At 62.1% G+C, this 14,477-nt stretch carries 7 protein-coding genes; 6 read left to right on the top strand and 1 reads right to left on the bottom strand.

Annotated elements, in window-relative coordinates:
* Nucleotides 1–4: 4 nt before the first annotated feature.
* The gene (locus tag PDMSB3_RS20935) at nucleotides 5–9,190 is read right to left on the bottom strand and encodes a YadA-like family protein (protein ID WP_165187587.1); all 9,186 of its coding nucleotides are present in this window, start codon (nucleotides 9,188–9,190) and stop codon (nucleotides 5–7) included.
* Nucleotides 9,191–9,705: 515 nt separating this feature from the next.
* On the opposite strand from PDMSB3_RS20935, the gene PDMSB3_RS20930 reads away from it, so the two are divergent.
* From PDMSB3_RS20930 to cpaB, 6 genes are read left to right on the top strand one after another with little or no spacing between them, the layout of a single operon-like run.
* On the top strand, nucleotides 9,706–9,987 hold the full coding sequence (locus PDMSB3_RS20930; protein WP_007178761.1) for a Flp family type IVb pilin: 282 nt from the start codon (nucleotides 9,706–9,708) through the stop codon (nucleotides 9,985–9,987).
* 25 nt (nucleotides 9,988–10,012) lie between these two features.
* Nucleotides 10,013–11,545 (top strand): pilus assembly protein TadG-related protein, encoded by a 1,533-nt coding sequence (locus PDMSB3_RS20925; protein WP_035517478.1) that lies wholly within the window; start codon nucleotides 10,013–10,015, stop codon nucleotides 11,543–11,545.
* Complete coding sequence (locus PDMSB3_RS20920; RefSeq protein WP_007178759.1) at nucleotides 11,542–12,426, top strand: hypothetical protein; 885 nt, start codon at nucleotides 11,542–11,544, stop codon at nucleotides 12,424–12,426. The genes PDMSB3_RS20925 and PDMSB3_RS20920 overlap by 4 nt, the downstream gene beginning before the upstream one ends.
* Nucleotides 12,423–13,139: a hypothetical protein gene (locus tag PDMSB3_RS20915; RefSeq protein ID WP_165187585.1), complete on the top strand. Its 717-nt coding sequence runs from the start codon at nucleotides 12,423–12,425 to the stop codon at nucleotides 13,137–13,139. The genes PDMSB3_RS20920 and PDMSB3_RS20915 overlap by 4 nt, the downstream gene beginning before the upstream one ends.
* The gene (locus tag PDMSB3_RS20910) at nucleotides 13,120–13,347 is read left to right on the top strand and encodes a hypothetical protein (RefSeq protein ID WP_232064285.1); all 228 of its coding nucleotides are present in this window, start codon (nucleotides 13,120–13,122) and stop codon (nucleotides 13,345–13,347) included. Before PDMSB3_RS20915 ends, PDMSB3_RS20910 begins: the two co-directional genes overlap by 20 nt.
* A 20-nt stretch (nucleotides 13,348–13,367) precedes the next feature.
* Nucleotides 13,368–14,465, top strand: a complete 1,098-nt coding sequence (gene cpaB, locus PDMSB3_RS20905; protein ID WP_007178756.1) for a Flp pilus assembly protein CpaB — start codon at nucleotides 13,368–13,370, stop codon at nucleotides 14,463–14,465.
* Nucleotides 14,466–14,477: the final 12 nt, after the last annotated feature.

Genomic DNA, 14,477 nt, shown 5'->3' with positions numbered 1-14,477 from the left:
TTGCTTAGTTGCCGAGGACGATACCGATACCAGCGCGAACGATGGTGCTATTGCCGCCCGAGGTGGACACGCCCAAGTTGTAGTTGATCGTGCCCTTCTCATTCCAGCGGGACACGCCCAGACCAACAGACTGGTAGCCGCGATAGTTGGCAACACCCGCGTTCAACGTGGTACGACCCGGCAGATACGGCGTAACGATATTCAGCGCCGATGCCGAAGCGATACCCTTGGCTGCGTTACGGTCAACGTTGTTGATCGAGTTGTTCATATTGCCCATGGCACTGTTCAACTGATTCAGGTTGACCGCGTCGGTGCCCTGCGTACCGGCTGCGACGTTGGTAATCTGACGCTCCGCACCGGCGGAACCCACCGACACCGAGTTGTCGCGATCCGTCGTCGAGTTCGCACCCAGCGCAACCGCGTTGGCATTCGGAGCCGAAGCGCCGGTGCCCATCGCGACCGAGTTGTTACCCGTCGTCGCCGTGTTCTTGCCGATTGCAACCGATTCGCTACCCGTTGCCGAAGCACCGTTACCGATCGCGATCGAGTCCGAACCGGAGGCGACTGCTGCCGTACCGCCCGAAGCCGGGGTGTTGATGTTGACGTAGGTCGAGCTGCCCGAGCCGCCGCCCGCAATGTTCTTCACCTGACTTTCGAGGCTCGAGAACTGCGAGTAGTTGACCGCGTCTGTCGCGGCCGAACCGGCCGCCACGTTCGTCAACGTCACCGGCGTCGCGGCACCCACGCCACCCAGTGTCACCTTGCCCTTCGATGAGTCGTCGTACGAAACACCGTTCGCGTTGCCGCTTCCGCCGCCGTTCTGCGCGACATACGATTGCATCTGGCCGAAGTTGACCGCGTCGGTCAGATCCGTGCCGATTGCCACGTTCTTCAACTGGGTCGGCGAGCCGCCCGCGTTGAACGTTACCGTTCCCCGGGTCGTGTTGTCGTAGGCGACGAACGAGTTGGTCACGTTGCCCGACGTATCGACGTTCAAACCAGCGGCCTTCAATTGCGCAAGGTTCACTGCCTGATCGTCGCTCGTCGCGGCAGCAACGTTTGCGATCGTCACCGGCGTGGTGGAACCCACACCGCCCAAGGTCAGCTTGTCGTGCGCCGTCGTGTCGTAAATCACGCCGTCCGGATTGCCGCCCGTGGCGATCGCCGCATTGAGAGCGCCAATCGCGGAGTCGACGCCGCTGTACGAATTGCCAGCAACGGTGTACGTAGGCTTCGAAATCTGACCGTTGGAACTCATCGTCGAGCCACCACCCAAGGCGGCTGCCGTGCTGGTCATCGCGCCATACAACTGCGAACCGTTGATCGCGTCCTTGCTGCCCGACGTGATCTGACCCACGGCAATGTTGGTCAACGCAACGGGGATGGAAGACCCGACACCACCCAATGTGACCTTACCCCTGGTCGAATCGTCGTACGCCACGAAGCTGTTCGTCACCACGCCGCTGCTGTTGACGTTCGCGCCCATTGCCTGCAACTGCTGCAGGTTCACCGCATCGGTGCCGTTGGTACCGTTCGCCACGTTGATGATCTGGCGCTCCGAACCGGCCGCACCCACCGACACCGCATTCGCACGGCCAGCCACCGAGTTCGCACCCAGCGCTACCGAGTTGGCCGCAGTCGCGTTAGCCGCACCGCCGATCGCCACCGAGTCCGCGCCGGTTGCCGACGAATCGGCTAGCGTCGAACTGGCGTGGAAGTACTTGATGCCGCCGCCGTTGACAATGTTGTTGACCGTGTTGGTCACGTTGCCCGTGATGTTTGCGACGTTGGCAGCCAGGTTCGCGACGTTTGCATTGGTCTGGTACAACTGGCCACCGTTGACCGCGTCCGTGCTGTTGGCCGTCAAGCCGCCCGCCTTCACGTTCGTGATCGTCGTGCCGCTCGCGCCCTTCAGCGTGATCGACCCCTTGGTCGTGTCGTCGTACGCCACGAAGCTGTTCGTCACCACGCCGCTGCTGTTGATGGTGCCGCCCATTGCCTGCAGCTGCGCCACGTTCACCGCGTCGTTGTTCGCCACGCCGTTGGCCACGTTCGACACCTTCACCACCGGCGCGCCTGTGCCACCCAGCGTCACCGACGTGTGCGCCGACGTGTCATAGACGACAGCGTTAGGCGAGCCGCCGCCGGCAATCGAGTTGATCGCAGCATTCATCTGACCCAGGTTCACTGCGTCGGTATTCGCCGTACCGGCCGCGACGTTGATGATCTGGCTCTGCTGCTTGCTGCTACCCACCGAGACAGCGTTCGCACGGTCAGCAACCGCGTTGTAGCCGATTGCGACGGCATTCGCTGCGCTCACCGACGAGTTCAAACCCAGCGCCATGCTGTTCGTGGCAGACGGATTGAGGAACGCACCGTAGCCGATTGCGATGGAGCCTGCGCTGGTGGCGCTCGCTTCCGTGCCGATCGCCAGCGAGTTGAGTGCCTGGGCTCGCGAGTTGTAGCCGATCGCCAGCGAGTTGGCCGAATTCGCACCGACCGACGCGCTATAACCGATTGCCGTCGAATTCACCGACGCCACGCCGGCGCCCGTACCCACCGCCGTGGAAGCATCGCTGCCGGCGATGGAACCAGCGCCTACAGCCAGCGCGCCGACACCAGTCGCCGCCGCGCCCGGACCGATCGCCATCGCGTTCAGGTCGTTCGAAGCGGACGTGGTCAGACCTGGGGTGATAGTCTGGCTAACGGCAATGTAGTTCGTCACCGGCACCGCACCCAACAGCAGCGACTTCACACCGCTCTGCTGCGTGGTCTGCAGAAGCTTGGATTGAAGCGCGTCAAGCTGGGCCACCGTGGCCGCGTCGGTATCGTTGATACCATTTGCTACGTGCGTGATACGCATTTCCGCACCGCGGGCACCGACCGACACCGTGTTCGGCGCGTCCGTAGAAGCGTTCACGCCAATCGCCGTCGAATTGTCGTATTTCGAAGTCGCGCCTGCACCGATCGCGACCGAATTGACGCCAGTCGCCATTGCATTGCCGCCGATTGCAATGGACTCGCTACCGCTTGCCTGCGCTGCACCGCTCTGCGAAATGATCTTCACGTACTTCAGGTTAGTCGAGAAGTTCGTGTTGATATCGCCGAGCTGGTTATCTACGGCAGCCAGTGCATCGCCAACGTTGTTGTACGTCGAGCCGGTGATCTCATAGGCCGGCGCCGAGATCGTGCCGTCCTTGGCGAGCGCCGCGCCGCCGCCCAGTGCGCCAGCCACGCTGGCGGCCGTCTGGTACAGCTGCGAGCCATTGATGGCATCGCTGCTCGTCGAAGTAACCGCGCCGGCAGCGAGGTTCGTCAGCGTTACGGCGTTCGTCGAACCCGAACCGCCAAACGTCACCTTGCCCTTGCTCGTGTCGTCATACGCCACGAAGCTGTTCGTCACCACGCCGCTGCTGTCGATGTTCGCGCCCATTGCCTGCAACTGCTGCAGGTTCACCGCATCGGTGCCGTTGGTACCGTTCGCCACGTTGATGATCTGGCGCTCCGAACCGGCCGCACCCACCGATACCGCGTTCGCACGGCCAGCCACCGAGTTCGCACCCAGCGCCACCGAGTTGGTCGCAGACGCATTCGCTGCACCGCCGATCGCCACCGAGTTCGTACCGGTTGCCGACGAATCGGCCAGCGTCGATTTCGCGTTGAAATACTTGATGCCGCCACCGCTGGCGATGTTGTTCACCACGTTGGTCAAGTTCGTCAAGTTGCCGGCCACATTCGCCACGTTCGCGTTCGTCTGGTACAGCTGAGCGCCGTTCACCGCGTCCAGGCTGGCCGACGACAACGTTCCTGCCTTCACGTTCGTGATCGTCGTGCCACCCGTGCCCTTCAGCGAGATCTTGCCGAGCGTCGTGTCGTCGTACGCCACGAATGCGTTCGTCACGTTGCCGCTGGTGTCGACGGTCACGCCCATCTGCTTGAGCTGGCCTACGTTCACTGCATCCGCAGTCGCCACGCCGGCGGCCACGTTCGTCAGCGTCACAGCCTTCGTGGAACCCGAGCCGCCAAGGGTGACCTTGCCCTTGCTCGTGTCGTCATACGCCACGAAGCTGTTCGTCACCACGCCGCTGCTGTTGATGTTCGCGCCCATTGCCTGCAACTGCTGCAGGTTCACCGCATCGGTGCCGTTGGTACCGTTCGCCACGTTGACGATCTGGCGCTCCGAGCCGGCCGCACCCACCGATACCGCGTTCGCACGGCCAGCCACCGAGTTCGCACCCAGCGCCACCGAGTTGGTCGCCGTTGCGCTCGCCGCGCCGCCGATCGCCACCGAGTTCGTACCGGTTGCCGACGAGTCGGCCAGCGTCGAACTGGCGTGGAAGTACTTGATACCGCCACCGTTCGTGATGTTGTTCACCACGTTGGTCACGTTTGCCACGTTGCCCGCGACGTTTGCCACATTGCCGGCCACGTTCGCCACGTTCGCGTTCGTCTGGTACAGCTGAGCGCCGTTCACCGCGTCCAGGCTGGCCGACGACAACGCCCCTGCCTTCACGTTCGTGATCGTCGTGCCACCCGTGCCCTTCAGCGAGATCTTGCCGAGCGTCGTGTCGTCGTACGCCACGAATGCGTTCGTCACGTTGCCGCTGCTGTCGATCGTGCCGCCCATAGCCGTAAGCTGGGCCATGTTCACCGCATCGCTGTTCGCCACGCCGTTCGCCACGTTCGTCAGCGTCACAGCCTTCGTGGAACCCGAGCCGCCAAGGGTGACCTTGCCCTTGCTCGTGTCGTCATACGCCACGAAGCTGTTCGTCACCACGCCGCTGCTGTCGATGTTCGCGCCCATTGCCTGCAACTGCTGCAGGTTCACCGCATCGGTGCCGTTGGTACCGTTCGCCACGTTGATGATCTGGCGCTCCGAACCGGCCGCACCCACCGACACCGCATTCGCACGGCCAGCCACCGAGTTCGCACCCAGCGCCACCGAGTTGGTCGCCGTTGCGCTCGCCGCGCCGCCGATCGCCACCGAGTTCGTACCGGTTGCCGACGAATCGGCCAGCGTCGATTTCGCGTTGAAATACTTGATGCCGCCACCGCTGGCGATGTTGTTCACCACATTGGTCAAGTTCGTCAAGTTGCCGGCCACGTTCGCCACGTTCGCGTTCGTCTGGTACAGCTGGCTGCCGTTCACCGCGTCCAGGCTGGCCGACGACAACGCTCCTGCCTTCACGTTCGTGATCGTCGTGCCACCCGTGCCCTTCAGCGAAATCTTGCCGAGCGTCGTGTCGTCGTACGCCACGAATGCGTTCGTCACGTTGCCGCTGCTGTCGATCGTGCCGCCCATAGCCGTAAGCTGGGCCATGTTCACCGCATCGCTGTTCGCCACGCCGTTCGCCACGTTCGTCAGCGTCACAGCCTTCGTGGAACCCGAGCCGCCAAGGGTGACCTTGCCCTTGCTCGTGTCGTCATACGCCACGAAGCTGTTCGTCACCACGCCGCTGCTGTTGATGTTCGCACCCATTGCCTGCAACTGCTGCAGGTTCACCGCATCGGTGCCGTTGGTACCGTTCGCCACGTTGATGATCTGGCGCTCCGAGCCGGCCGCACCCACCGATACCGCGTTCGCACGGCCAGCCACCGAGTTCGCACCCAGCGCCACCGAGTTGGTCGCCGTTGCGCTCGCCGCGCCGCCGATCGCCACCGAGTTCGTACCGGTTGCCGACGAGTCGGCCAGCGTCGAACTGGCGTGGAAGTACTTGATACCGCCACCGTTCGTGATGTTGTTCACCACGTTGGTCACGTTTGCCACGTTGCCCGCGACGTTTGCCACATTGCCGGCCACGTTCGCCACGTTCGCGTTCGTCTGGTACAGCTGAGCGCCGTTCACCGCGTCCAGGCTGGCCGACGACAACGCCCCTGCCTTCACGTTCGTGATCGTCGTGCCACCCGTGCCCTTCAGCGAAATCTTGCCGAGCGTCGTGTCGTCGTACGCCACGAAGCTGTTCGTCACCACGCCGCTGGTGCCGATCGTCGCGCCCATGGCCTGGAGCTGCGCCACGTTGACAGCATCACTGTTCGCCACGCCGTTAGCCACGTTCGACAGCGTTACCGCGCTCGTCGCACTCGTGCCACCCAGCGTCACCTTGGTTCGAGCCGACGTGTCGTATTGCACGCCATTGGCCGTACCACCCGAAACTGCCGCGGTGATCGCCGAACCGACGTCGGTGTAGGTCTGACCGCCAATCGCGAAACTCGGCTTCTTGATCGTGCCGTCCGGGTTCACAGCCGCGCCGCCGCCGATGATCGAAGTCACGCTCGACAACTGGTTCACGTTCACTGCGTCGGTGCCGTTCGTACCGGCCGCCACGTAGGTAATCTGGCTCTGCTTGCTCGAGCTACCCACCGACACGGCGTTGGCACGATCGGCAATCGAGTTGTAGCCGATCGCGACGCCATTCACGGCGCTGACCGATGCATTCAAGCCCAGTGCCATGCCATTTGTAGCAGACGGGTTGACGAAGGAGTTGTAACCAACCGCAACCGAGCCGGCACTCGTGCCGCTAGCAAAGGAGCCTAGCGCCATCGAGTTGGTTGCCTGAGCGCGCGAGTTGTAACCGATCGCCAGCGAGTTCGCCGAATTGGCACCGATTGTTGCGCTATAGCCGATTGCAGTCGAGTTGACCGACGCCACGCCCGCGCCCGTGCCAACCGCCGTGGAAGCGTCGCTACCGGCGATAGAGCCCGACCCTACAGCCAGCGCGCCAACGCCCGTCGCGGCCGCTACCGGACCAATCGCCATGGCGTTCAGGTCGGACGAAGCGGATGTGTTACCGCCTCCAGTCACATTCGAGCTGACTGCGATGTAGTTCGTCACCGGCACCGCAGCGCCGAGCAGCAACGACTTCACGCCGCCGCTTTGCTGCGTGGTCTGCAGAAGTTTGGATTGGAGCGCATCGAGCTGGGCCACCGTGGCTGCGTCGGTGTCGTTGATACCGTTTGCTACGTGCGTGATGCGCATTTCCGCGCCGCGAGCGCCAACGGACACCGTGTTGTCTGCATCCGTGATGGCGTTCACGCCGATCGCCGTCGAATTGCTGTACTTCGCGGTCGCGCCTGCGCCGATCGCCAGCGAGTTGGTGCCAGTCGCCATTGCATTGCCGCCGATAGCAACGGATTCGCTACCGCTTGCCGACGCAGAAGCCGCCGATGAAACCACCTTGACGTATTTCGCCGCGCCGACCAGATCGCCGGCAGCCGTGTTGAGCGCGTTCAGCGCGTCGCCCACATTGCCGTATGTCGAGCCGCTGATCGTGAAGCCCGGCGACGAGACCGTGCCGTCCTTGTTGACCGTCGAGCCGGCGCCCAGTGCAGCAGCCACGCTGTTGGACACGTTATACAACTGACCGCCGTTCACTGCGTCGGAGCTGCCCGACACGATCTGGCCGGCCGCCACATTCGTCAACACAACCGGGGCCGAAGCCGCGGCGCCACCCAGCGTAAGGATCTTGTGCGAAGACGAATCATAAACAACCGCGTCGGGCGAACCGCCCATCGACGCATTGGCGATTGCCGTGTTCATCTGCGCCACGTTCACCGCGTCGGTGTTTTGCGTGCCCGCCGCCACGTTGATGATCTGCCGTTCAGAACCGGATGCGCCCACGGACACTGTGTTCGCACGGTCGGCCAACGAGTTGGCACCCAGCGCCACCGAATTGTCTGCCGTCGCGATCGCTGAGCCACCGATCGCCACCGCATCCGTACCGACCGCCGACGAGTCGGGAAGCGACGAATTCGTATGGAAGTACTTGGCGCCACGGTTATACAGATTCACCACAATGTCACCGACATTGCTTGCCAACGCGCTAACGTTCTGGTTCGTCGCATACAACTGCGCGCCGTTCACCGCGTCTGTGCTCGAGGTCGACGAGATATCGCCTGGCGCCACGTTGGTGAGCTTGACCGTCGCCGTGTGGTCCGTGCCGCCGAACGTGACTTTGTCGCGAGCCGACGTGTCGTAGGTCACTACGAGCGGTGAACCCGCAATACCGTTGTTGACGATGTTGTTGACGACGTTCGTCACATTGGCAAGATTGCCTGAAATGTTCGCAACGTTATTGACGACGTTCGTCACGTTCTGGTTCGTCTGGTACAACTGCGAACCATTCACTGCGTCCGTGCTCCAGACGGACGAGATATCGCCAGCCGTCAGGTTCGTGATTCTGGTGCCGCTTGCTCCCTTGAGCGTGATCAGGGTCGACGCAGAAGTGTCGTACGTCACGGCATTGGGCGTGGGACTGCCGCCACCGCCGCTGACGCTCGCGATCGCGGCATTCAACTGGTTGACGTTGACCGCGTCCGTTCCGGCTGCACCTGCGGTCACGTTGACGAGCTGTCTCGTGTACTGCGAATTGCCATCCGCGGACAGGTATCCCACCGACACAGCGTCATTGCGGCTGGCGACCGAGCCAGCGCCCAGCGCAACTGAATTGGTGCCGATGGCAGAAGTGTTCGCACCATACGCACTGGAATTTTTGCCGATCGCGAGCGACGACGGCCCGGAAGCAACCGAGCTGGTTCCGACTGCCCGCGCGTCCGTAGACGCGTCGTTCGACGGCGAGTTCGCCTTGAAGTAACGCGTGTACTGATAGACCTGAGCGCCGTTCACCGCGTCCGTGCTCGCCGACGATACGTCGCCGGGCGCCAGCGCGCTAATCTTGTTGCCGCTCATGTTGACATCGTTGATCATGTAGATGCCGGTCGCGGCCGCGAGCTCGAGGTGGCCGTCCTGATAGCCGGTTACACGGGCGGTGATTTCACCACTGTTGAAACCCCATGCACCATTGGTGGCGGCCGCGTTGTTCAACGAGAACGCCATCCCTTCACCGCTAGTATCCGCGCCATTTGCGGCGCAGTTCATCAATCCGACGGCGCTCGACAACGGCCCCCACGAAGACCCGATGCCCCCCACGCCGGCAGGACACAGTTCGAGGCCACCGTTTCCTGTGACCGCCTGGGCGGCCGCCGTACCCGGCAGCATCGCCACGCCGATTGCCATGGCAATCGGCATAAACGCGGTTTTCAACGGGGCTGCCTGACGGCTCGCCACGTCACTACCCGACGAGATCGTGCAAGACGACGCGGAGCCCGAACCGCTATGTACCTTGGCAGTCTCGGGTGCAGCCACCCACGTTCCTGAAGCGTCGTTCCAGACGCTGATATAAGACTTATTCATAGATTTCCCAATATGACTAACGGGCCAGCCCCGCTCTTTCATGCGGTGCAAATCTAACCGTCAGCCCTATCCCTAAAAATCAGAGCACACGAAATGCGCGTAGGAATTTTCCGAATTAACACAAGATAAGTCATAGCCCGTCTAATTACCGCAGCCAGCTTGAATCTGCACTCTCTGCGCTGCGTGAAAGCCGAGCCATTTCGCGGTATTTCTGTGGTGCCGCCGCGACAAAACAGGCGGCTATAAAGAGTTGCGTTTTCGGGTGAGCGCACCTGATATGCGTGCTCAAATCCGCCTCCTGAGGCGCGGCATCGTATGCGGAATTGCACTATCGATCCTCAGAAACTTCGCAACCCTAATAAGTCCACAGATTCTTATACTGCGCCCGACACCATTGCCCGTGGGTTTTGAACGGTGGGTTCCATTTTTCATTTCTGTTCAAGACACGAGAGGTCGCAAAGTCGTGTCCAGGCATTACCAAATCGTCCACTTAACTTTTTTTCAAAATAGAGACTATGAAAATTTCTCAAATCTGTCGCAAAAATAAGCAACTCGGTCAAGGCATGACGGAATACATCATCATCGTGGCCCTGATCGCCGTGTCGGCAATCGGCGTGTATTCGCTGTTCGGTCAAACGCTGCGTAACCAGACCTCCGGTCTCGCGATCGAAATGTCCGGCAAGGACGCCAAGAGCAACATCTCAACAGCGCAGGACAACGCGAACATGGCGACCAGCAACGCGAACCACACGAAGAACATGGGTACGTATAACGACAGCAACAACACGGGCAACTAATCTCTTCAGATTAGCGATATCCATGATGAAACGCTCTGCCCGCAAGGGCAGGGCCAGGGTCGCCGGCGCTAGCGGGCAGGCGCTGGTCCCTGCACTGATTTTTCTTCTGGCCGGCTGTATCGGTCTCTATGTGGCATTCAACTCGTTCCAGATGACGAGCGCCAGGATCAAACTTCAGAACACTGCAGACGCGGCCGCTTATAGCGCCGCCGTGCTGCAGGCGCGCGACTACAACTTCTCCGCGTACACCAACCGGGCAATGATCGCCAACCAGGTCACCGCTGCACAAGTGGTCGCACTGAAGTCGTGGATCGACGAACTCGACGCCACCTACTCGCTATCGGAACTCGACAACGCGGTCGATTTGCTGGCGGATCATCCGGCTCAATGGAGCACGCCCAAACAGCTCGGCAAAACCGACATCGCACCGGTACGCGCGGCACTGGACGCACTGCTGCCCACCGTGGGCCGTAATATCGGCGCGCTCAACCGGGCATTGAGCGTTGCGCAGGCGAACTACCACGCGGCGGTCGTAACTACCGTACCCGACACTGCGGATGCGGTGGCGCAACTCAATCAGCCCGACACGCACGTTACAAGCGGATATTTCAACAGTTCACGCAATGCGTCCCAGCTCGCGGCGTGGACCTCCTATACGGCCACGGTCATTCCCGCAGGTACGCTCGGCCCCGACGAATTCGCCGACGTGGTGACGGCCCCGACCACCCTCGACGGCTTCGTCAAGAACCGCGACTCCAATCGCAGCGTCGCGCCCAATTTCCAGCAATTGACCGACACGGCAATCGGCATATGCGGCAGTGCGAATAGCTCGTTTACCGTCAACGTGACGCATGCCGGCGGCACCCAACTACGCAGCGACAAATCCGGCTGGCAATCCATCGACGCGAGTACCGCGCAGCTTAACGTGAGTTGTATCGGCACCATGGGCGACGTCGCCGGCTCAGGCGGCAGCGCGAACGGCGACATCACCAGTTTCATGACCAACCCGCCCTTTGCCGCGTGGCAAGACTGGCAAGGCTATGGCGGTTATTTCAATTTCGGTTATCAGGGCAGTCTGACGCCGGGATGGCAAGTGCCGGAAGCGATGGCGGAGCAATTTCGCAATGGCCCCGGCCCCTCGCTCGACCCAACCAACGGCGGCCTGCTGCCGTATCAGGAAGTGAACGGCGCAACCCTTGCCAGCGAGGCGCCGCGCATCACCGTCGAAGTCACGCGCAATAGCAACACGCTGGTGAAAACCATCGGCCTGCAAGGCGGCGGCCGGATGGAAGTTGCCGACAATGCGGCCGGCGGCGCAATGCGCGCATTGTCCAGCGCCAATGCCTATTTTGCGCGGCCCGATGAAACCTCCGTTGGCGGCTCGCTCATGGGCGGCTTGCTGAACAGCAGTCAATGGGCGCGCGCGGATCATGCCACCGAATATCCGAGCCTCTTCAGTCCTTACTGGCAAGCGAGGCTTGCACCGGTCAGCGCCAGTGAGCGCGCTGCCGCACAGGCGAGCCAGATGTCCGCCGCAACGCAGGTCCAGACACCATGAAGCGAATCGATATGAGAACCACGGCGCAGTCCGGTCAGGCTATGGTTGAGTTCCTCATTTCCATGACCATGGTCATGAGCGTACTGTTGCTCGCCATCGTGATGCTCGGCAAGTTCAACGACATCCGCAACCGGACCCTGATGGCTTCGCGTTACCTCGCATGGGAACGCACCGTGTGGTCGGATGGCGACGCCACGAAAAATCTCGCGAGCGATCCGGGCACCACGGAAGGCTGGTCAAGCACGTACGGCGGCGCCGCGCTGACGGCAAGCAAGCTGGATACCGAACTCAAGGGCGAACTCATGCAGCGCCTGATGGCGAATGACGGTTCGCCCATTTCGAGCACCGATCTCAAACAGAATGAACTGCCCGCTTCCCGGCCGGCCATGTGGAACGACTATGGCGGTAATCCCTTGCTCGCCTCGTCGTCCGATATCGCGGTCAGCACCGGCGTGGCCGCCGATCCCGCGAGCAGCCTGAACGGCACGGCCCTCTCCCAGTGGGCCGTACCCACTGCAACCGGCGGCCGGTATCTCGCCCACCTGAGCTTGCCGACGAGCACGATGCGATCCGGCACGCTCAGCATTTCCGTCGGCGGGAACAGCGACGTGCTCAAGCGGCTCTGGCCGAAAGACGATCCTCTGCCGGCGTTCGGCGGCCTTACGTTCTCCGACACCAATGTGTTGATGACCAACAGTTGGGTGCCGGACGGCTCCGCCAGCAACAAGGCTCTGTTCAGTCAGGCAGTGCCGGCCGCGAATGCCGTACTCGTTCCATCAAGCGGCTACCAAAGTTTGCAGAAGTACGCGCCGGAGATCACGTCGCTCCAGTTTGGCCGCATTCAGCAAGACGTCGTACCTGCAAACCGTCTGAAACAATGAAATATGCCTATCACCTGGCGCGCGGCGCGTGTTTCGGCAGCGCGCTGCTTTTTGCCGGCAACGCCTCGGCAGCCAATGCATGCAACAAAACACCCGTGCAGCCGCAAAGCATCCAGGCTATCGGGCGCGACATGATCGTGAACGGCGTGCCCACGTCGGTGGTGGGCATGCAGTTCCCCGGAACGACGGAAGACGTATCCAGGGCGTTTCGTGATTTCTGGATTCGCGAAGACGTCCCGGCGAAAGGCCGGACCAGTTCCTCCGGACTGCTGCTCAGCGCGCTGGACGATCACTGCCTGTACATACTCAGTATCCCGCCCCAGCCCGAGGGCGATCACACGCGTGGGCTCATGAGCGTGGTCCGCATCGGCAGCGATCAGGCCGACCACCGGATTCCCGATTCCGCCATTCCACTGCCTGAGGAAAGCGCGATCCTCTCGGACGTCGAAAGCCACGATCCCGGCCAGACGGGCCGTACCTGGCTCCTCGACATGCCGGGGAAGCCGCAATGGAATGCACAGCGATATCGCAACAGTCTCGCCGCGCAAGGTTGGGTGAACGTCGGCCGCCAACCGGATTATCAGTCCACCGGCAACCGCGCCGCGCAAGGAACCGCATTCGCCATGCAACACGGCGCGGACAGTGTGGATGCCAGTTTTTCGGATCGCGGCGGCAGGACGGCCGCAGTCGTCAATGCAATCAGGAATCGTTGAAATGTCAAAAGCAGAACCTCTTTCTTCCTTTGCGGCGCGACGCAGCCGGCAGCGCGGCCAGGCCTACGCAGAGTATCTCGTGGTCACGACTGTTCTCGCCGGTGCGTTAGTCGTGGCGGATAGCGACGCCATAGCGCCGTTCGCCGCGCTCCTCTCGAGCTTCAAGTCGTTCTTCAGCGCCTACAGCTTCACCCTTTCGCTTCCCTGACCCGCAACGGTCAATCTGTCATGCTTAAGAAAATAAAATTCCGCTCGCTACTCGCGAATTCATGGGTACTGCTGTTCCTCGCCGTACTGGTTGCAGGTGGCCTGACATTCCTCCTCTACAAGTATCTCAACGATCGCGAGAAGAAGCTCAAGGCAGACCTGGACGCGCATCGCGTGCGCGCGGGCGTGACGGTCGTCGTGCCCGCACAGGACGCTCCTGTCGGCACACCCCTGTCCAGCGGCAACTTCGTCGCCCGCGAGATTGCAGGCGATCTGGTCTACGACGACATGATCCGCGCGGACGGCTTCGAACAATATCGCTCGTCACATCTCGTGAAACCGGTGCGCCGCGGCCTGCCTCTGCGCGCCGGCGACATCGACGCGCTACGTGGCCGCGACTTTTCGGACATCCTGCGGCCCGGCACGCGAGCGCTCACCGTGGAAATCGACACGGTCAACTCCACGGCCCTGCTGCTCCGTCCGGGTAATCGCGTCGACGTGTATTGGGTCGGCAAGGTGTTCCATGAGAACCGCACCTCCGACGAAAAGAAAGTAGCGCAACTGGTCATGCCGAACGTGCTGGTTCTCGCTACCGGCGAGGACATGCGCCCGCGCGATGCGGGCGAGGCCGCCCAGCAGGATCAGGCCAATGCCAACAGCAGCGCCATGAGCCGGCAGACAGGCATGGGCTACACCACCGTCACGCTGGAAGTTCCGGTGGACGACGTCGCGCGCATCGCCCTGGCACAGAAGATCGGCGGTCTGCGGCTGATCTTGCGCAACTCTGAAGACAAAGGGGCAGACGGCCCGTCCCTGGCTCAGGAAAGCGACGTGTTCATCGACCCGGCTCGCGGTCATGTCACCAGCGGCACCGGCCCTGCGCCCCAAACTGTCGAAGTGATTTCGGGCGGCGGCGCAAATAACACCAACGTCCTCATCTCTCAAGGCCCGTCGAGCGCGCCGGCCCAGGAACCGCAGGCGCCCGCTCCCGCCCCCACAGACGCGGCTCAATCGGCGTCTGCTTTGCCGCAGCGTCAACCGAGCCTGTATGAGCAGGCCAACGCCATCGCCCAACAACTGCAGAAGGCCGCTGCGCCCAGCACGTCGAAGCAGAACTAAAGTACTGAGCCC

This window comes from Paraburkholderia dioscoreae (genome assembly GCF_902459535.1).
GTDB classification, from domain to species: Bacteria; Pseudomonadota; Gammaproteobacteria; order Burkholderiales; family Burkholderiaceae; genus Paraburkholderia; species Paraburkholderia dioscoreae.
The sequence above is the reverse complement of the archived record's forward strand: the minus strand, read 5'-3'. Positions and strand labels throughout refer to the sequence as shown.